This window comes from Paenibacillus sp. FSL H7-0326, assembly GCF_001955535.1.
Lineage (GTDB): Bacteria > Bacillota > Bacilli > Paenibacillales > Paenibacillaceae > Paenibacillus > Paenibacillus shunpengii.
Genome location: NZ_MPVN01000001.1, coordinates 1,433,874 through 1,452,099 on the forward strand (window position 1 = coordinate 1,433,874; position 18,226 = coordinate 1,452,099).

Here is an 18,226-nt window from a genome sequence, read left to right on the forward strand (position 1 = left end):
TTAATTTAGGAGGAACATATCATGGGAAGATTAGATAATAAAGTAGCTATTATTACAGGTGCAGCTGGCGGTATGGGTAAGGCGGACGCGCTTCTTTTTGCTAAGGAAGGGGCTAAAGTGGCTATTACGGATCTGCAGGAAGACAAAATCCAAGAGGTTGTAGCCGAAATTACAGCAGCCGGCGGTGAAGCGATCGGATTCAAGCATGATGTAACGTCTGAAGAAGGCTGGATCAACATTGTTAATGAAACCGTTACCAAGTTTGGAAAAATCGATATTCTTGTTAATAACGCTGGTGTGTCCAACGCGACTCCTTTTTTGGATCTTACGGTTGAAGGATTCGAAAAAACCATGTCCATCAATGTAACCAGCATCTTCCTTGGTCAGAAGTATGTCATTCCACATATGATCGAAGCTGGAGGCGGCTCCATCGTGAACATCTCTTCGATCGCTGGTCTGACAGGCGGCAGCGGCGCAGGTCCATATACTGCAAGTAAAGGCGCTGTACGGATGCTGACCAAGGCGACGGCAGTCGATTATGCGAAGCACAATATTCGTGCCAACTCCGTTCACCCGGGTTATATCGAAACACCGATGACTGTCGATATGTTCAAGGACGAGCGCATGACACAATGGTTCCAGTCCCAAACTCCGCTCCCTCGTCTTGGTAAAGCAGAAGATATCGCTAACGGCGTATTGTTCCTGGCATCGGATGAATCCTCCTATATTACGGGAGTAGAGCTGCCCATCGATGGAGGCTATTTCGCAAAATAATTCTGCATAAAGGGAGTGTTGATATAATGTCTAATGATAAAAAAATCGCAGTCATCACAGGTGCTGGAAGCGGAATCGGCAGAGCGAGCAGTGTCCAGCTTGCGAAGGACGGTTACACCGTTGTACTCGTCGATTATAATACGGAATCCGGAGAAGAGACGCTTCGTCTGATCAAGGAACAAGGCGGCGAAGGCATCTTCATTCAGGCCGATGTTTCCAAGAGTGAGGATGTACAGAACTATGTGAATGAAGCTGTTCAAGCCTATGGACGAATTGACTTCTTCTTCAATAACGCTGGAATTGTACAGAAATTTTCCATGTTTGATGATATCGAGGAAGCCGAATTCGACCGCATCATGTCGGTTAACGTGAAGGGCTGCTTCCTGGGGATGAAATATGTTCTGAAGGTAATGAAGGATCAGGGCAGCGGACATATTCTCAATACCGCGTCTACCGCAGGAATTCGCAGCGAGCATAGTGCAGGTGCCTATTCTGCAAGCAAGCACGCGGTTGTGGGACTCACCAAATCTGCGGCTTTGGAATATGTCAAAAAAGGAATCCGCGTGAACGCCATTTGCCCAGGTGGAGTAAACACCGCCTTGACGCAAAGTGTTGCTGCATCATTCCAGCAAGGCGGTTATGTCCCTGAAGAGCTGTCCAATATGAGAATGGGACGCCCTGCGGAGTCGAACGAAATATCCGGTGTCGTCTCGTTCATGGCCTCCCCTGCCTCCAGTTATATGACAGGCTCAATTGTAACAGTGGATGGCGGTCTTACTCTTTAATTTTGTGCATACTACTTCGGATAGATGGCTGTATCTGCATTAAGCAGGTGCAGCCTTTCTTCGTGTATGCTAAGAGATTCTGCAGCTAAAATAGACTATAATAGAATGTGTATTGTTATTACGAGAGGAGTGCTGAGTAGACATGGATTATACTTCGAACCCGAACAACTGGTTCCATGGAAATAAGGTTCGGCTTGCCGCAGCAATTCAGCAGGATGCACAAACACTTGCAGGTTATACAGAAGACTATGAATATTTGAGGAATTTGGACACGGATTATGCGGTTCCGCAAACGGTTCAGGAGAATGAACCCAAGAGTGCCCGTATGGATCACGGTGTTGAATTTATGCTGCGTACGATTGATGAAGACCGCCTTATCGGCTTTGTCGCCCTGCACAGCATCGAGTGGAACAATCAGTCCGCGAGACTTGCCATCGGTATTGGCAAGGCAAAGGACCGTAACAAAGGATACGGCAGCGATGCACTTCAGCTCATCTTGCGCTACGCTTTTCACGAACTGAATCTGAACCGGGTCAGTCTGGATGTCATTTCGTATAACGAGATTGCCTATCATGCCTATAAGAAGGCCGGCTTCGTTGAAGAGGGCCGTATGCGCCAAGCCGTTCTGCGCGGAGGTCAGAAGTACGATCGGATCATGATGGGCCTGCTGAGAGAAGAATGGGAAGCTCGCAAGCCATCCTGATCCCCCATGAGGCTCCAGCCATCATATGATTGTAAAAAAAGATAGATACAGCATATTCAGTTATATGCCATATCTATCTTTTTTGGTCGTTACTACACGTCAATTAAACCAGCACATCCTGCAGCTCCGTATGCTTATCCATCACACTGCTGGCAAAAGAACACATCGGGACAACCTTTAGCTCATTGTCTCGTGCATATTGGACGACTTGCTTCACCAGGTCAACTCCCACGCCTTCACCCCGAAGCTCCTCTGACACAAAGGTATGGGTAATCATAATGACGCCCGGCCCTTCCCCGCCTTCACTGCCTGGCTCAAATTCAATTGTCGCCGCCTTCTCGCCATCATGCTCTACGTAGAACTCATTAGCTCCCTGCAATATTTCGCTCATCATATGCATCTCCTCTCTATGTTCGTCTCTCAGATGATCGTGCCTCTAAACATTCCTACTTACTCTTACACCGCAGCATCCAAGGATGACGCACGATCTGATGATTTGACTCTTGATGTGGTTGTAAATGCATGAGCTTGCCTAACCTATCTAACTTAGCTTGCCAAGATCCTATGAAATTTATAACAAATTTGCGCTCATTCGAACTCGCTTCGCTTAATTCTCCATCCCATTCGGATAAACTATGATCTTGAGACTGCCGCTCTTATTATGAATAGCCCGCTCCATCGCCTCCTGAGTCTCTTCCAAGGCATAACGGTCGGTAATGAGTGTGTCTACTGGAATATTACCTGAAGCAAGGAACTTGATCCCATCCGGATAAGTGTTCGCATAACGGAATACACCGTAGATGTCGATCTCATTATCTGCGATGAATGGAACGTTCAGCGGAATTTCATCCTGAGCTGGAAGGCCGACAATGACAAGTCTGCCCCCGCGGCGCAGTGCAGACAGCGCTGAACTCAGTGCCCGCGGACTCCCTGCAGTCTCCCAAGCCGTATCTACACCGATTCCGCCGGTAAGCTCTTTGATCTTGGCATTGGCATCCACTTGCGTTACGTTAATGGCATGCGTAGCCCCCAGCTCAAGTGCTGCCTGAAGCCGAATATCCTCTAGATCAGTAACGATAATCTGGCTCGCACCGAAGGATTTGGCGGCAGCTACCGCCATCAGGCCGACGGGGCCCATCCCCATAATGGCAACCGTCCCGCCAGGCTTAAGCTGACAGCGATTCGCAGCATGAATTCCTACTGAGAATGGCTCGACAAGTGCCGCTGCTTCATAAGATAGCTGATCTGGAATGGGAAATACGAAATCCTCCCGAATCGCTAAGTATTGAACGAACGCACCGTCAACAGGAGGAGTAGCTAGAAATTCAACATCGGGACACAGGTTATATCTGCCTTCTTTACAATAACGGCATCTACCGCAGGTTACCCCGGGCTCAATTGCTACGCGATCTCCTGTCTTCACACGCTTCACACGATCTCCAGTCTCTACGATAATGCCTGCACACTCGTGCCCCAATATAATGGGTTTCTCTACTACGAATCGCCCAATTCTGCCATGCTCATAATAATGCACATCTGAACCGCATACCCCAACCGCCATAATTTTGATAAGCACCTCGTCGGGCTTAACCTCTGGTATAGGCAGCTCCTTGATCTCAATGTGACCTGGTTTATCCATAATTGCTGCTTTCATTAACTTTACGTTCTCCATATCAGGCACGCTCCTTGGTCATATAAATTTGAAAGGAATTAAAATGAACACGGTTACATCATTACGAATCCGTACCCCCAATGATCAGGTAATACAGCTAAATGTCATAGCTCTTCTAACCTGACACAATACTCATTTCCAGATTTTCAGTGACAAAAAAGAGATCTTTCTCTTTCATACTACCATACTTGTATGGTAGTATGGTGAAGAAATGAGGTGAAATTTTAAATGGATTTACATATTCGTCCTCAGCCGACTTCTACAAGAGAAGCCGTGTACGATGCTTTGAAGGACCAAATCTTGAATTTTGACCTCATTCCGGGAACAAGCATATCCGAGAAAGAAATTGCATTACATTTTAATGTCAGCCGTACACCTGTACGAGAGAGCTTTCTCAGACTAGCTGGAGAAGGACTGCTTGATGTGTATCCTCAGCGCGGTACGATGGTATCTCTCATTGACCTATCTCTCGTTGAGGAGGCCCGCTTCATGAGAGAGCAGCTGGAATGCGCCGTCATACGCCTTGCGTGTCATCAATTCTCGGAAGTGGACATTGCTGAGCTTGAGCTGCTGCTTGTTAGACAGCGTGCTTCCATGGAATCACAAGATAACAAATCGATGTTCGAGCTTGATGAAGCCTTTCATCGCACCTTATTTACAAGATGCAGCAAGAGTAATACTTGGGCAGCAATGCAGCAAATGAACGTCCATATGAATCGTATCCGCAAGCTGCGTCTTGCAGCAGATCATGACTGGCAGCATATTTATGATCAGCATCAGCAGATGGTCGATTCCATTTCCAGACAGGATGAGGAGCGTGCGGTAAATCTCATGAAGGACCATATGAACCTGGCGATTCATGATGAACGCTTCTTAAGAGAGAAATTTCCAACTTATTTTAAACCTTGACCAATGAAAGGTGGCTGCTAACATGAAAATGGTATTCCGCTGGTTTGGCGAAGGCAACGATACGGTCACTCTGAATCAAATCAGGCAAATCCCAGGTGTCGAAGGCATCGTATGGGCGCTGCATGATGTTCCTGCGGGTGAAGAATGGCCGATGGACAAAATTCTCGAGATCAAGTCTCAGGCTGATCAGGCCGGGCTTCATCTTGATGTTGTTGAAAGCGTGAACATCCATGAGGATATCAAGCTTGGCCTTCCCTCCAGAGATAAGTACATTGAGAATTATAAGAGAACGATCGAGAAGCTCGCTCAGGTCGGCGTTAAAGTCATCTGCTACAATTTTATGCCGATCTTCGACTGGCTGCGGACAGACTTATATAAGGAAGGACCTGACGGATCCACTGCTCTTTTCTATGAGAAAGCCCGAATTCACAATATGGATCCCTTTGATCTGGTTCATCAGATCAATCAGGATTCACAGCTCACAATGCCCGGCTGGGAGCCTGAGCGGCTGAAGCATCTGACCACTCTATTTGAGGCCTACAAGAATGTTACAGAAGAAGACCTGTGGGCCAATCTGGCATATTTCCTGAATGAGATCATTCCCGTTGCGGAGGCCCATGACATAAGAATGGCCATTCACCCGGACGATCCGCCATGGTCCATTTTTGGTCTGCCGCGGATTATTACGAGTCAGGACAACGTCCGTCGTTTCCTCTCTATATATAACAGTCCGAGCAACAGCATTACGCTCTGCAGCGGCTCACTCGGCGCAAACCCAGGGAATGATATCGTCTCCATGATTCACGAATTCAAGGACCGAATTCCATTTGCCCATATCCGTAACGTCAAAGTATTTGATAACGGTGATTTCATTGAGACATCCCACCGTACACAAGATGGAACGGTCGATATTACGGGAATCGTTCAGGCATACCACGACACCGGATTTACCGGATATGCCCGTCCAGATCATGGGCGGCACATATGGGATGAGAAATGCAGACCCGGCTACGGACTCTATGATCGAGCGCTTGGCATTATGTATTTGTGGGGACTATGGGACGCCTACGCCAGAATTAAAGAAGGAAATACGCTGGAAGAGCAGGTGAAGAGCATATGAGCAGCCTAAGATCACAGCCACACCACGCAAGTCTTGCCGGAAAAGTAGCTGTTATTACGGGAGGCTCTGGTGTGCTCTGCCGAGTGATGGCGGAAGAGCTGGCAAGACAAGGAGCCAAAGTCGCGATCTTAAACCGAACGGTGGAGAAGGGAGCCGCAGTCGCTGATAAGATTAATCAAAATGGCGGTACCTCCATTGCGGTAGCCTGCGATGTAACGGACGAACAGAGCGTGATGAATGCTGCGGACACCGTCGTACAAGAGCTTGGCCTCTGTGACATTCTCATCAATGGCGCTGGAGGAAATCGCCCAACGGCTATAACTACGAATGAAATTTTTCAGACAGAGGATCTAACCAGAGAGGATACTGTCTCCTTCTATGATCTGAAAGTCGAAGGCTTTCGTGGCGTCTTTGATCTGAATATCGTAGGCACGCTGATTCCGACGCAAATATTCTCCAAACAAATGCTCGGCAGGGAAGGCACAACTATTATCAATATCTCATCTATGAGTGCATACTCCCCCATGACGAAGGTTCCTGCCTACAGTGCAGCAAAAGCGGCGATTAGCAATTTCACGGAATGGCTGGCTGTTCACCTTGCTGAGGCCGGCATCCGTGTTAATGCGATTGCACCGGGCTTCTATCTCACCGAACAAAATGAGAAGCTGCTGTTAAATGGAGATGGAAGCTTGACTGAACGTTCGAATAAGATTATCTCGCACACTCCAATGCGCAGGTTCGGCAAGCCTGAGGATCTACTGGGCACGCTGCTATGGCTGGCTGATGATCATGCTTCCGGCTTTGTTACAGGTACGGTCATCCCGGTTGATGGAGGCTTTAACGCCTACTCGGGTGTGTAATTCACGGAATAGAACTTATAATTTTAATACTGTCACAGGTCTGCGTAGTGTACGCAGGCCTTTTTTTTCATTCCATTCGTGCAGAATATCATCTATGGTCTCGAAAATATCTCTCCCCGTCAAATTAGTCCAAGCTCTCAAGCCTCCGATCCTTCTCTGCATCTCATGCATGCATAGGTATTCACCTAATTCTGTAATGTCACATAGGCTAGAAGAAAAACGGAGGTATCTCAAATATGCGCTTCCCCGAACATACATCTTCTCACTACCACCCGCAGCGTTTTCGGCCAAATCCATATTATCCCCATCCTTCACCGTGCTTCCCTGCACCTTGTATGATGCCTGTACCACTCTCCTATACTAGAAATCAATTTACTTCCTACTCAATGTCCTCACATTACGGGCTTCGCACGCCGTTCGATCAGCATTCTTCTCCGATTACAGCTGATTATACGGGAGACGGTATTCAGGATACGGCCATGCTCGCCTGGAACTACAATGCTGAGGACAGTCCATTTGCGACAGATATTACACTTATTATCCAAAATGGTGCCGGTGGTCCTGCCTTCCAGTATCAGCTTCCCGAAAGCTCGGGTTATAGTCCAACCCTATTTGCCGGAGATTTTAACGGAGACGGTGTTTCGGATCTGTTCATTGCCATTCAATCCGGCGGCTCCGGTGCTCTAACTTATAACTTTCTATATTCGTACAACGGCGGTGTACTGAAGGAGCTGTTCAACTCGGACCGATATAACAGTGAATATAACTATCGCGTAGATTATTTAGATAACTACAGGCTTCAAGTGATAAGTGAGAATAACGGGAAAAGATATCTGATCGATATATCAGATCGCGGGGCTGAGTATTTATCTGCGATTTATAACGAGAATGGAACACTGAAGCAGCCGCTCCAAGGCGATGTGCTGCCTGTAAGTGGCGTATACCCTGTAGATTTCGATCAGGACGGCATATATGAGCTTCTCACTTTTCAGGGGATTATGGGACAGTATAATGCAGATCGATTCGGCTATGTGCAGAATGCGCTGAAGTACCAGAACGGCCGCTGGACCCTGATGAATCAGTGGGTTGCCATCTATGGAGCGGATGTAAACCAAGACCGTTAAACTGTCTTATTCATGGGAAAAGCAAAAACAGCTAACCATTAGAATGAAATGCTCCATCATGGTAGAAGTAGAGTTTGTTAAATTAACTGTCTACTATGATGGGAGCATATCAGAAGCGTGGTTAGCTGTTCTGCTATTGAATATTCTTTAGTTATTATTTTATTTTAGTGAAGGGTAAAGTTAAACCTTGAATCATCTTTATCGTAAAAGCCATCATTCTCTCGAATCATGATTAATAGCTCGGCCAACCATTCGGCCAATTCAGATCATTGATTAATAGCTTAGGAGCCCCGTTATCATCTGCGTCATAGGCATGTCTCACAATAACATTCGTACTGTAGATGTCTTGTCCGCCTGGTCCCTTCCACTTGACATTACCCGAATCAAGCACAGTACCCCCGCCATTCAGCATATTAACACCATTCTTGTCCACATACGGTCCAGTAATGCTGGTTGAGCGGCCATAGACGATTTTGTAAGTACTGTTGACACCCTGGCAGCAAGTATCAATTGAAGCGAATAAGTAGTAGTAGCCATTACGGTAAACAATGCTTGGTCCTTCAATAGCTCCGTTGTTCGACGGTCTGGCTGCGATGGAATGGATGCTGCCTGTCGGCTTCATCGTGTTCTTATCCAGCTTCGTGAGCTTGATGCCGCTCCAATAAGAGCCGAAGGCAAGCCATGGTTCGCCGTTCGCATCAATGACGAGATTCGGATCAATCGCATTATAGTTGTTAGACGTCGTAGTTCGGAGCACCAAGCCGTCATCTCTCCACTGCCCTGCACCTACACTGGAAGCGGATGCAAGACCGATCGCAGACTGGTTGGAGCCGAATGTCGAGATGGAGTAATACAGCCATACTCTTCCGTTGTATTCTTGAATATCCGGAGCCCATACATCGTTATGAGTTTGATTCGGTACATAAGTGCTCCACCAGGAAGGAGGACTCAGGAAGATCTGTGGGACCCGGTACCAGTTGGTGCCATTGTCCGATTTCAGCACCTGAATGCCCTGCCCTGTGGAGAACGTATACCAGCTGTTCCCTTCCTTGATGATGCTTGGATCATGCACCCCAATATCTCCTGTCAAATTCCAAAAAGCTGCAAAACCAGGTGAACTGAGTCCGAACACGGACACCGATGTAGCGAGCGCTGCCGTAAGCAGCCACTTCTTTAGCTTTTTCACTGAATATCACCGCCATGAATGGATTAGAGTCGTTCAATTTAATTTAAATAAACTTAAACTATTTTAGACTCGTCAAGATTATAAAAGCGTTTACATTTTTCCGCAACTAAAATTTTACATTTTGTTCATATTTTTTAGTCGTGCCGCATCCTGTTCTTCCCTTTTGTCATTCTTTGATGTTGTTCGCATGGCAAAAATAGCTTAGAATGCAATTATCATCTATATTACATTATTCCCATGGTCTTCTATTTTAGCTGGACTTCTAACGCTGCCTCCCTACATCATCTACAAAACTCTCATTTTTTCGTGGAAAGGAATTCTATATATGATATACATAAAAGATTTAATGTCCGGCATTCATATATTTAAGGCACTCAGCTCGGATGTCAGAATACAAATTATAGATATGCTGTCCAAGCATCAAAGTTTGAACCTAAATGACATTGCAACTAGGCTAAACCTGACAAACGGTGCAATTACGATGCACATCAAGAAGCTCGAGGAGAGCGGCCTGATCAATATCAACACCGCTGTCGGCAAGCATGGGATCCAGAAGATCTGCTATCTGAATGATGATAAGCTGATGGTCGATATACGAAGTCAGGATATACATAACCGATATGAAGCCGAAATTAAAGTGGGACACTACAGTAATTATAAGGCTTTACCTACCTGCGGCCTTGCTACCAAGGACAGCATCGTTGGCGATTTTGATGAACCGAGGTATTTTGCTGATCCGATGCGGATTGATGCTGAGCTGATCTGGCTGTCGGAAGGCTTCCTTGAATACCGGATTCCCAATTACCTCAAATCCAATGAATCGTTCAAGGAGATCCAATTCTCGATGGAGCTGGGTTCAGAAGCACCTGGATTTAATAACAACTATCCTTCCGATATCTATTTCTATTTGAACGGAATTGAGCTGGGCTGCTGGACAAGTCCGGGGGATTTCGGAGATAAGCGAGGAGCATTTAACCCGGAATGGTGGCCGCCGCATCTGAACCAGTATGGCATGCTGAAGCTGATTCGAATCAATGAGGAAGGCAGCTACGTTGACGGATGCCGAATTTCAGATGTCACCCTGAAGGATATTGCGCTTGACTACAAGAGTGATATTCGATTCCGTATCGCGGTAACCGATCATCCCGTCAACAAAGGCGGCCTTACTGTATACGGCAAGCATTTCGGCAATTACAGCCAGGACATTCTGGCACGCGTATTGTATCATGTCGAAGGCGAGTAAAGATTGAGTAATCGCATAAAGCTTCATAACGCCATAGAGGTCTGCAGCATTCGCGATGCTCATCATATCCAAGTCGCGAAGCTGGCAGGCTTTTATTACTTGTATAAAGAGAATCCCCGTAGTCTGCATTATAGTGCATATGGAAATAATGGAAAATATGATAGAATGGAAGTTCTGATTTGTCAGGAAAATGAATGATAAAGGATGCGTAAATAGATGGAACCATCGATAACAACAGATAAGAACAGCATAACGATGGAGATTATCGAGGTATGTCTGCTTGCCGGAAAAATCATGCTTCAGAGCGGTGCCGAAACCTATCGTGTCGAAGACACGATGATGCGGATCGCTTCTGCCTATGGAATGCCTAACTCTCACAGCTATGTCACACCAACAGGTATTATTTTCTCCACGGACGGTTTGCAGCCAGCCAAGCTGATCCGCATCTCGGAGCGGACGACCGATCTGCATAAGGTAGCTGCCGTCAACAATGTTTCTCGTGCAATTGGAAGAGACGAGCTGAATCCTAGCGAAGCTTATCATCAGCTGACGGATATTGAGAAGGAGTCGGTTCTGTACCGAGTTATCGCACGGACCTGCGCCGCTGCGCTAGCCAGTGGCTGCTTCACCATCATGTTTCAAGGCGGATGGACAGACTTTCTGCCCGCCGTATTATGCGGTGGTGTCGGGTACGCCGCAGTGAGCCTTTTTCAAAGGCTGTCACAGGTTCGCTTCTTCGCGGAATTCACCGCTTCATTTATTATCGGCCTTCTGGCTCTCGTCATGGTACTCATAGAGGTCGGCAGCGAGCTGGATAAGATTATTATCGGCTCTGTCATGCCGCTCGTACCTGGGCTGGCCATTACGAATGCAGTAAGGGATCTGATGGCAGGGCATCTCGTGTCCGGGCTTTCCAAGGGGGCCGATGCTTTTCTGACGGCGTTTGCGATCGGTGCTGGAATTGCCGTCGTCTTCACTATTATGTAAATGAAAGCTGAGGTACGAACATCATGTTTATTCATATCGTGGAACAAGCTGTAACCAGCTTCATCGCTTCCCTTGCCTTTGGCATTATTTTTAACGCACCTCGCAAAATGCTCTTCCCCTGCGGAATTGTCGGTATGCTCGGCTGGATCATTTACGATATTATGGAACCTGGATATGAGGCGGTCTCCGCTACCCTAATGGCAACACTGGTCATTGGTGTATTAAGTCAGGTCTTTGCAAGACTCTACAAGCATCCGGTCATTATCTTCAGCGTAGCCGGCATTATCCCGCTCGTTCCAGGAGGGATGGCATACAATGCCATGCGTTATTTTGTACAGAACGATTATACGACTGCCGTAGAGCTTGCTGCCAAAGCGCTCATGATTGCAGGAAGCATCGCTGTCGGCCTCATCTTATCCGAGGTGCTCAATCAGGCCTTCCGCAGGAAACAAGCTTAGCAATATAAAAAAGAACTCGTTTGTCCTTCTAAGGTGTATACATCCGTACACCTCTGGACCCGAGTTCTTTTTATATGTGCAGCCACAGCCGATCAATTTATATTAGACTTAACAAGTAACAAATAGAGTAGGGTGAAATGATTTAGTCCAATTTTTTGCCAAGAATGGCTAGATCACGCCTTACACCGTCCAGAACAGCGATCTCGGGATAGTAGCCCCACTGTTCAAAGCCGTATTTCTTCAATAAACGAAGACTCGGTTCATTGTGACCGAATACGAAGCCAAGTAAGGTTGTAACCCCCAGCCGCGGACTATCCTCAATCACTTTCTCGATGAGCCGGCTTCCTGCTCCTGTTCCTCTGAAGGCTTCGTCAACATAGACGCTCACCTCTGCGGTACCGTCGTAAGCAGGTCTTCCGTAGAAGGAGCTTAAGCTGACCCAGCCTGCGATCTGTTCATCATACTTCATCACCCATAATGGACGCTTGTCCGGTGTATGCTCCTCAAACCAAGGTATACGGCTCTCAACAGTGACCGGTTCAAGGTCAGCTGTGACCATTCTCCCGGCAACGGTTGAATTGTAGATCGCAACAATAGCGGGCAAGTCCTCTGGTTGTGCATAGCTGAATGTAATGTTCGGTTCCTTCACAGCTGTTATCCCCCACTAATATCATTTTTTAATGACTAGATTAACAGAGAAGACCCAGAATGATCAATAGAAAAATTCCAGAAGAGTTCAGCGAAAACGATAAACTTTTTTCGAAGTCATGCGTCTAAATATGATAAGTCCCTTAGGAAGGATGAAAGAAGTGAAGATAAAAAAGAAGTGGCTTATACTGTCGGGTAGTCTTGTTTTGGCACTGGCGCTTGGTATTTGGTACGTTCTAAGTTCTGATATTTTGCTGGGATGGTCATCTCCATCTAAGCAACAGGAATATTACGCAGGTATCGTTGTTGAAATAATTGAGGAAAATTCCACAATTGATGGAGATAAAGTACTTCATTCTATAAAACTTAACACTGGAGATGTGCTGACAGTAACCAAAAATACGACGTTCTTTGCTCAAACAAGCGATGTCAAACGAACAGAATCCGATTTTGGTATAATACAAGAAGGTGTTGAAGTCGAAGCATGGAGTAGACAAGTCAATAATCATATGTTTGAAGCATTTGAAATAACGGCAAAATAAGATCAATATAAAAAACAAGCCTTGTGAAGGCTTGTTTTTTATATTGTCTCAAATTAGTTTTTATTCAGTTCCAGATCATAAGGCAGCCCTGTCTGCTCTGCACTCCAGTTCCACAGGAACTGGGATGTCGCCTCATCCATGGCATGAGGCTTCAGCTCCTGAATCTTCTCCTCATAAAAATACTCACCTGTAATTCCTTTCACTTCTGGCCGAATCGCTAGATAGATTGCAGTCCTGGCCCCTTCTTCCGGCGAGAGGAAAAAAGGAGTTTTCGCCAAAAAGGCCATGATCTTCGTACCGAAGCCCGTATTGCGATTAACACCGATGCTAGTGCCTACCGCCCCGGGATGGAGTGCATTAACGGTAACGCTTGTTCCTTCCAGCCGGTAAGCCAGTTCTCTAGTGAACAGCACGTTTGCCAGCTTGGACTGGCCGTAACTCTTCACCACGTTAAACCCCTTTGTGAGATGCGGATCTTCCTGATGGATTTTGCCAAATTTATAAGCACCTGATGCCACGTTAACGACTCTTCCTTCAGGTGCATGTAATAGACTTGGAAGCAGCAGTCTTGTCAGTAAATAATGGCCTAGATGATTGACGCCAATCGCCATTTCAAACCCGTCCGATGTTTCCTCTCTCTTCAGAGAAACCACACCTGCATTATTAATAAGCACATCCAGCTTCTCATGAACTGATTGGAATTGTTCAGCAAACTGGCGGATGCTGCTCAAGGAACCCAGATCAAGTAACATCAGCTCAATCTGCTTTGAGCCTGTTGCGGCTATTGCTTCATTCAGCGCTTTACGTCCTCGCTCTTCGCTTCGGCATGCCATGATGACATGATACCCTTGCAGTGCTAATTCAATGGTTGTCGCAAGGCCCATACCGGAATTGGCGCCAGTTACGATAGCTGTTTTTGATTTCATTGGATAATCATCCTTTCAGCAGGAAACATGCAGCTGTTGTTCTAGTTACAGGCTTATATAATGAGGTCGATGATCGATGGATAACAATTGATTCATACTTCCTATATCATACCTTATAAATATTTCAAAATAAAATAGAGGGATATGCCATCACTTGGCAGGCCTCAGTGCAATGATTCGATCATCCTCTTCGGCTGGATCTCCTCTGCCATCCCGATTGCTCGTCAGCAGGTAGAGTGTTCCATCTGGACCCTCACTCACACTACGAATCCGGCCCCATTCGCTCTGGAACAGCACTTCTAGTGATGGCTCTTCACTTGCTCCGCCTTCTCCATCCAGCTCAAATTTAAGCAGCGCCTCTCCCCGAAGCCCCCCTGCAATGAGGGAGTTCTGCCAAGGACCTTGCGTTATGAACGTCATTCCCGAGGGGGCCCACGTATCGGTTCCACTGTGAATGAGCGGCGAAGTCATTCCCTCCTCCTGCTCATCTCCTTCAATCAGCGGCCATCCGTAATTCGATCCCTTCACTATGACATTCAGCTCATCATGGTTCGATTGTCCGTGCTCTGAGCTGTACAGCTGCCCTGTATCTGGATGCCAGGCAAGTCCCTGTGCATTACGATGTCCAAGACTATATACAGCTGAATCGTTTATAGGATTATCATCAGGTATTGAACCATCGCGGTGGATACGGAGGATTTTGCCCCCAAGGATTGTTTCATCCTGAGCCATGTCAGGCTCATATCGTTCCCCGGTCGTAATATATAGCATACCGTCCGGTCCTATCTTCAAACGTCCCCCGTTATGATTCACACCGCCCGGTATGTCAGCGAGCAGCACCTTGTCAATTGAGGCCTCTTGACCCGTCAGCTTAAGTCTGAGCACCCGGTTTAGGATGTCTTGTCCCTCACGGTAAGAGTGATATACATATACATAATGATTCGACTCAAAATCAGGATCCACTGCGAGCCCTAACAGACCGCCTTCCCCTTCATCTGCAAAAGGAGCCTCAAAGGCCAGCACCGGCTCCTCCAGCACCTGTCCGTTCTCAATCATACGCAGCGTGCCGGGTCTTTCCGTAAACAGCATTCGGCCATCCGGTAAAAAATCAAGCTCCCAAGGTACATTAAGTCCGGCAGCCAAGGTCGTTATTTCATAAGGAAGTGTATTCCCTTCTTCCTTTTGCTCTTCGGAAGCAGGCTGTTCCGTCTGATTGTCCGGAGTGCCCGGTACAGGAGTATCTGGGCCAGGCTCTTGAGCGGTCGGATTGGAACAAGCAATGAGTGCCAGTGTCAAGAGACTGATTCCTGTCATCATCAAGTACTTCTTGTTCATATTTTTACTCTCCCTATTCTCCAATATTTTCAAATATTACCCTCTTGGATACTTCACCAATCCACAGCGCAGAAGATAGACTTTTCTAAGACATTATAGGTGCCATTGTTTGTTTTTGGGTTTTTGCTTCATAAGCTTTATAATATATAGCGATAATGAAACTAAAGGATTTTTTATAATCCTAATATAAAGGCGGGGAATATCATGACAAATCAACCTATTACTTTACTAGAGCAGGCCATTTCGGAGCAAGGATACGACTGTGTGCTGATTACAGATCCTAAGCATGTCTATTATTTGACCGGATTCGCAAGCAATCCACATGAACGCTTTCTCGGACTGCTGCTGGTAAGAGGAGAAGAACCAACTCTGATCGTACCAAGCCTCGATGAAGAAGCGGCGGCTGCAGCTTCCTCTGTGAAGAAGATTGCGACCCATCAAGACACAGACAACCCGTATCACATCCTGCAGAAGTATCTTCCTCAGCATATTGACACGATGGGCGTTGAAAAAGAAAACCTGTCAATCGCTCGTTACGAGGAGCTCGTTCAATATGCCAATGCCAAGAGCTATGCCGATGCAGGTCCACTGCTGCGCAAGCTGCGTGTTCGCAAGGCGCCGCATGAAGTGGACCGGATGAAGTTCGCTGCCCAAATGATTGAGGAAGTGCTGAAAAGAGGTCTTTCCCATGTGAAGGAAGGCGTAACGGAAATCGAGCTCGTAGCGGAGATGGAATATCAAATGAAGAAGCTCGGTGCTTCTGGTCCTTCTTTTGACACGTTGGTGCTGTCAGGACCTAATACGGCCCTTCCTCATGGCGTTCCAGGCACTCGCAAGCTGCAATACGGCGATCTGCTCATGCTTGATATGGGCGTATATGCGAATGGATATGCTTCTGATATTACCCGTACGTTCGCTTTTGGCGAGCTGTCACCTGAGCTCACGAACATATATAATACGGTTCTTGAAGCCAATCTGAAGGGAATTGAAGCCGTTAAGCCAGGGGCAACCCTCGCTTCTGTAGATCTGGCCGCAAGACAAGTGACCATTGATGCAGGATACGGCGATCGCTTCCTCCATCGCCTCGGTCATGGACTGGGTATCGATGTGCATGAATATCCATCCGTGCATGGAGCGAATCAGGAGCTCTTGACCGAAGGACTGACCTTCACCATTGAACCCGGCATCTATGTACCCAATCTCGGGGGAGTACGCATTGAGGATGAAGTCCTCGTAACAGCAGATGGGGTGAAACTGCTAACCAGCTACCCGAAAGAGCTGCAAATACTGGGCTAAGCTTCGTGCTTCGCTACATAGAAATCAAACTGGCATAGATATCTTCGTACTATTTGTGCAGGTTGAGACTCTATTGTAACCCAAAAATAAAGAGTGCGAGTCCCTCGGTTTTAGCCAAGGGCCCGCACTCTTTATTTATTTTATGCTTCTGTTGGTGCATCTAATTCCGTGTTCGGACGATTGAAGGTATCCCGATCATTCTCATTCAGGAGCTTGCTCGTAATGAGACCGGAGGTCATTGAACCATTAACGTTCAGCGCTGTACGTCCCATATCAATCAGCGGCTCCACAGAGATCAGAAGTCCGACCAGTGCAACAGGCAGGTTCATGGTGGAGAGTACGATCAGTGAAGCAAACGTCGCTCCGCCACCTACACCAGCTACACCGAAGGAGCTGATCATGACAACCAGGATGAGTGTAATGATGAAATCCCAGCTGAGCGGATCAATGCCCACTGTAGGAGCGATCATCACCGCAACCATCGCTGGATAGATTCCTGCACAGCCGTTCTGGCCAATCGTTGCGCCAAAGGAAGCCGACAGATTCGCGATACCTGCGGATACACCCAGCTTCTTCGTTTGCGTCTCCACGTTTAATGGAATGGTTGCCGCACTCGAACGGGACGTAAACGCGAAGACCAGGGTGGTCATTACTTTTCTAAGGTACGCTACCGGGTTAAAACCAAATGCGGTAACGAGAATAAGATGAACCACGAACATCAGCAGCAAGGCAACATAAGAAGCGATAACAAACTCACCAAGCTTCAAGATCTCCTGTGCATTAGTTGTTGCAGTAACCTTCGTAATCAGCGCCAGGATACCGTATGGTGTCAATCGCAGCACCAGAGTTACGATGCGCATGACGACAGCATAAAGTGCGTTAATCATTTTACGAAAAGTATCCGCATGCTCTGGCTTCTTGCGATCCAGTCCAAGAACGGCAATACCGACAAAAGCAGAGAAGATAACGACCGCAATGGTAGAGGTACTGCGAGCACCGGTCATATCCTCGAATGGATTGCTGGGAATGAATTCAAGCACTTGCTGAGGAATGGTCATATCCTCTACATCAACAAGCTGCTCTTCGAGCCTTTGGGTTCTCGCTGTTTCTGCTTCACCGCTCTCCACGTTAATACCTTCCAGGTCAAAGGCAAGTGTAACCCCTATACCAATACTTGCTGCAATGGCTGTGGTAATCAGCAATGTACCAATAATCGAGAAGCTCATCTTCCCGATATTCTGATTACCCTTCAAGTTCATAATGGCAGATATGATAGACACCACGATCAGTGGAATGACGATCATCTGCAAGAGGCTTACATAACCGGAACCGACGATACTGAACCAGTCAACACTCGTCTCTATGGTTCCCGATCCTGCCCCGTAAATCAGTTGCAGCAGTATTCCGAATACAAGACCCAAGCCAAGACCCGTAAATACACGCTTCGTAAAAGATATATGCTTCTTCTGCATCCAATACAGAAGGCCAATTAACACAAGCATCACTGCTACGTTAATAATTACCTGTAATGTTTCCATCCAACTAACTCCCTTCAACTTTCTATATATATGCTGATCCCTTTATGTAACGAATTATATATAAATTATCTAAAGGGTCGGTAACTACCTTACAGCATATGTTACTATAGCATAAACCCG

Annotated in this window: 20 protein-coding genes; 13 read left to right on the forward strand and 7 right to left on the reverse strand. The window is 46.8% G+C overall.

The features are described from left to right. Positions 1–21 precede the first annotated feature (21 nt). The 3 genes from BK126_RS07060 (at position 22) to BK126_RS07070 (ending at position 2,262) form a co-directional block, all read left to right on the forward strand. On the forward strand, positions 22–774 hold the full coding sequence (locus BK126_RS07060; RefSeq protein ID WP_047912066.1) for an SDR family NAD(P)-dependent oxidoreductase: 753 nt from the start codon (positions 22–24) through the stop codon (positions 772–774). Between the two features lie 26 nt (positions 775–800). Further along, positions 801–1,559 carry an SDR family NAD(P)-dependent oxidoreductase gene (locus BK126_RS07065; protein ID WP_076311902.1) on the forward strand — a complete coding sequence of 253 codons (759 nt, stop codon included), beginning with the start codon at positions 801–803 and terminating at the stop codon, positions 1,557–1,559. A gap of 142 nt (positions 1,560–1,701) precedes the next feature. Beyond that, positions 1,702–2,262, forward strand: a complete 561-nt coding sequence (locus tag BK126_RS07070) for a GNAT family N-acetyltransferase (RefSeq protein WP_076311903.1) — start codon at positions 1,702–1,704, stop codon at positions 2,260–2,262. A gap of 103 nt (positions 2,263–2,365) precedes the next feature. Here BK126_RS07070 and BK126_RS07075 read toward each other — a convergent pair whose 3' ends face one another. Continuing rightward, complete coding sequence (locus BK126_RS07075; RefSeq protein WP_256209602.1) at positions 2,366–2,656, reverse strand: GNAT family N-acetyltransferase; 291 nt, start codon at positions 2,654–2,656, stop codon at positions 2,366–2,368. Between the two features lie 213 nt (positions 2,657–2,869). Beyond that, entirely contained in the window at positions 2,870–3,934 is a 1,065-nt protein-coding gene (locus BK126_RS07080; protein WP_076311905.1) for an NAD(P)-dependent alcohol dehydrogenase, read from the reverse strand. 228 nt (positions 3,935–4,162) lie between these two features. On the opposite strand from BK126_RS07080, the gene BK126_RS07085 reads away from it, so the two are divergent. The 4 genes from BK126_RS07085 (at position 4,163) to BK126_RS07105 (ending at position 7,947) form a co-directional block, all read left to right on the forward strand. After that, a complete protein-coding gene (locus BK126_RS07085) occupies positions 4,163–4,843 on the forward strand; it encodes a GntR family transcriptional regulator (protein WP_076311906.1) in 681 nt (226 codons plus the stop codon). 22 nt (positions 4,844–4,865) lie between these two features. Continuing rightward, entirely contained in the window at positions 4,866–5,963 is a 1,098-nt protein-coding gene (gene uxuA / locus BK126_RS07090) for a mannonate dehydratase (protein WP_076311907.1), read from the forward strand. After that, positions 5,960–6,823: an SDR family oxidoreductase gene (locus tag BK126_RS07095; RefSeq protein WP_076311908.1), complete on the forward strand. Its 864-nt coding sequence runs from the start codon at positions 5,960–5,962 to the stop codon at positions 6,821–6,823. The genes uxuA and BK126_RS07095 overlap by 4 nt, the downstream gene beginning before the upstream one ends. A gap of 236 nt (positions 6,824–7,059) precedes the next feature. Then, complete coding sequence (locus tag BK126_RS07105; RefSeq protein WP_143757690.1) at positions 7,060–7,947, forward strand: FG-GAP repeat domain-containing protein; 888 nt, start codon at positions 7,060–7,062, stop codon at positions 7,945–7,947. 232 nt (positions 7,948–8,179) lie between these two features. Here the strand turns inward: BK126_RS07105 and abnA are convergent, their stop codons facing one another. Continuing rightward, on the reverse strand, positions 8,180–9,133 hold the full coding sequence (gene abnA, locus BK126_RS07110) for an arabinan endo-1,5-alpha-L-arabinosidase AbnA (RefSeq protein ID WP_076311910.1): 954 nt from the start codon (positions 9,131–9,133) through the stop codon (positions 8,180–8,182). Positions 9,134–9,458: 325 nt separating this feature from the next. Between abnA and BK126_RS07115 the strand changes: the two genes are divergently transcribed. Genes BK126_RS07115 through BK126_RS07130 form a run of 4 tightly spaced genes read left to right on the forward strand, consistent with a single transcriptional unit; the run spans position 9,459 to position 11,821 of the window. After that, a complete protein-coding gene (locus tag BK126_RS07115; RefSeq protein ID WP_047912075.1) occupies positions 9,459–10,376 on the forward strand; it encodes an ArsR/SmtB family transcription factor in 918 nt (305 codons plus the stop codon). A gap of 3 nt (positions 10,377–10,379) precedes the next feature. Further along, entirely contained in the window at positions 10,380–10,574 is a 195-nt protein-coding gene (locus BK126_RS29625; protein WP_076311911.1) for a hypothetical protein, read from the forward strand. Between the two features lie 18 nt (positions 10,575–10,592). Further along, positions 10,593–11,363 carry a threonine/serine exporter family protein gene (locus tag BK126_RS07125; protein WP_076311912.1) on the forward strand — a complete coding sequence of 257 codons (771 nt, stop codon included), beginning with the start codon at positions 10,593–10,595 and terminating at the stop codon, positions 11,361–11,363. Between the two features lie 23 nt (positions 11,364–11,386). Then, positions 11,387–11,821: a threonine/serine exporter family protein gene (locus tag BK126_RS07130; RefSeq protein WP_177178656.1), complete on the forward strand. Its 435-nt coding sequence runs from the start codon at positions 11,387–11,389 to the stop codon at positions 11,819–11,821. A 142-nt stretch (positions 11,822–11,963) separates the two neighbouring features. Here the strand turns inward: BK126_RS07130 and BK126_RS07135 are convergent, their stop codons facing one another. Continuing rightward, positions 11,964–12,470, reverse strand: a complete 507-nt coding sequence (locus tag BK126_RS07135) for a GNAT family N-acetyltransferase (RefSeq protein ID WP_076311913.1) — start codon at positions 12,468–12,470, stop codon at positions 11,964–11,966. 151 nt (positions 12,471–12,621) lie between these two features. Between BK126_RS07135 and BK126_RS07140 the strand changes: the two genes are divergently transcribed. Then, a complete protein-coding gene (locus BK126_RS07140; protein ID WP_076311914.1) occupies positions 12,622–13,011 on the forward strand; it encodes a hypothetical protein in 390 nt (129 codons plus the stop codon). Between the two features lie 53 nt (positions 13,012–13,064). Here the strand turns inward: BK126_RS07140 and BK126_RS07145 are convergent, their stop codons facing one another. Together BK126_RS07145 and BK126_RS07150 are read right to left on the reverse strand one after the other, a co-directional pair. Then, complete coding sequence (locus BK126_RS07145; RefSeq protein ID WP_076311915.1) at positions 13,065–13,937, reverse strand: SDR family oxidoreductase; 873 nt, start codon at positions 13,935–13,937, stop codon at positions 13,065–13,067. A gap of 150 nt (positions 13,938–14,087) precedes the next feature. After that, the gene (locus tag BK126_RS07150) at positions 14,088–15,272 is read right to left on the reverse strand and encodes a PQQ-dependent sugar dehydrogenase (RefSeq protein ID WP_256702731.1); all 1,185 of its coding nucleotides are present in this window, start codon (positions 15,270–15,272) and stop codon (positions 14,088–14,090) included. A 204-nt stretch (positions 15,273–15,476) separates the two neighbouring features. Here BK126_RS07150 and BK126_RS07155 point away from each other — a divergent pair, with 204 nt between their 5' ends. Next, on the forward strand, positions 15,477–16,568 hold the full coding sequence (locus BK126_RS07155) for a M24 family metallopeptidase (RefSeq protein WP_076311916.1): 1,092 nt from the start codon (positions 15,477–15,479) through the stop codon (positions 16,566–16,568). A 140-nt stretch (positions 16,569–16,708) separates the two neighbouring features. Here the strand turns inward: BK126_RS07155 and BK126_RS07160 are convergent, their stop codons facing one another. Then, a complete protein-coding gene (locus BK126_RS07160; protein ID WP_076311917.1) occupies positions 16,709–18,106 on the reverse strand; it encodes an L-cystine transporter in 1,398 nt (465 codons plus the stop codon). Between the last annotated feature and the right edge of the window lie 120 nt (positions 18,107–18,226).

Excerpts from the sequence above, each read along its gene's own strand:
- BK126_RS07060 (WP_047912066.1), top strand. The coding sequence starts at position 22 with ATGGGAAGATTAGATAATAAAGTAGCTATTATTACAGGTGCAGCTGGC.
- BK126_RS07065 (WP_076311902.1), top strand. The coding sequence starts at position 801 with ATGTCTAATGATAAAAAAATCGCAGTCATCACAGGTGCTGGAAGCGGA.
- BK126_RS07070 (WP_076311903.1), top strand. The coding sequence starts at position 1,702 with ATGGATTATACTTCGAACCCGAACAACTGGTTCCATGGAAATAAGGTT.
- BK126_RS07075 (WP_256209602.1), bottom strand. The coding sequence starts at position 2,656 with ATGATGAGCGAAATATTGCAGGGAGCTAATGAGTTCTACGTAGAGCAT.
- BK126_RS07080 (WP_076311905.1), bottom strand. The coding sequence starts at position 3,934 with ATGGAGAACGTAAAGTTAATGAAAGCAGCAATTATGGATAAACCAGGT.
- BK126_RS07085 (WP_076311906.1), top strand. The coding sequence starts at position 4,163 with ATGGATTTACATATTCGTCCTCAGCCGACTTCTACAAGAGAAGCCGTG.
- uxuA (WP_076311907.1), top strand. The coding sequence starts at position 4,866 with ATGAAAATGGTATTCCGCTGGTTTGGCGAAGGCAACGATACGGTCACT.
- BK126_RS07095 (WP_076311908.1), top strand. The coding sequence starts at position 5,960 with ATGAGCAGCCTAAGATCACAGCCACACCACGCAAGTCTTGCCGGAAAA.
- BK126_RS07105 (WP_143757690.1), top strand. The coding sequence starts at position 7,060 with ATGCGCTTCCCCGAACATACATCTTCTCACTACCACCCGCAGCGTTTT.
- BK126_RS07115 (WP_047912075.1), top strand. The coding sequence starts at position 9,459 with ATGATATACATAAAAGATTTAATGTCCGGCATTCATATATTTAAGGCA.
- BK126_RS07125 (WP_076311912.1), top strand. The coding sequence starts at position 10,593 with ATGGAACCATCGATAACAACAGATAAGAACAGCATAACGATGGAGATT.
- BK126_RS07130 (WP_177178656.1), top strand. The coding sequence starts at position 11,387 with ATGTTTATTCATATCGTGGAACAAGCTGTAACCAGCTTCATCGCTTCC.
- BK126_RS07140 (WP_076311914.1), top strand. The coding sequence starts at position 12,622 with ATGAAAGAAGTGAAGATAAAAAAGAAGTGGCTTATACTGTCGGGTAGT.
- BK126_RS07145 (WP_076311915.1), bottom strand. The coding sequence starts at position 13,937 with ATGAAATCAAAAACAGCTATCGTAACTGGCGCCAATTCCGGTATGGGC.
- BK126_RS07150 (WP_256702731.1), bottom strand. The coding sequence starts at position 15,272 with ATGAACAAGAAGTACTTGATGATGACAGGAATCAGTCTCTTGACACTG.
- BK126_RS07155 (WP_076311916.1), top strand. The coding sequence starts at position 15,477 with ATGACAAATCAACCTATTACTTTACTAGAGCAGGCCATTTCGGAGCAA.
- BK126_RS07160 (WP_076311917.1), bottom strand. The coding sequence starts at position 18,106 with ATGGAAACATTACAGGTAATTATTAACGTAGCAGTGATGCTTGTGTTA.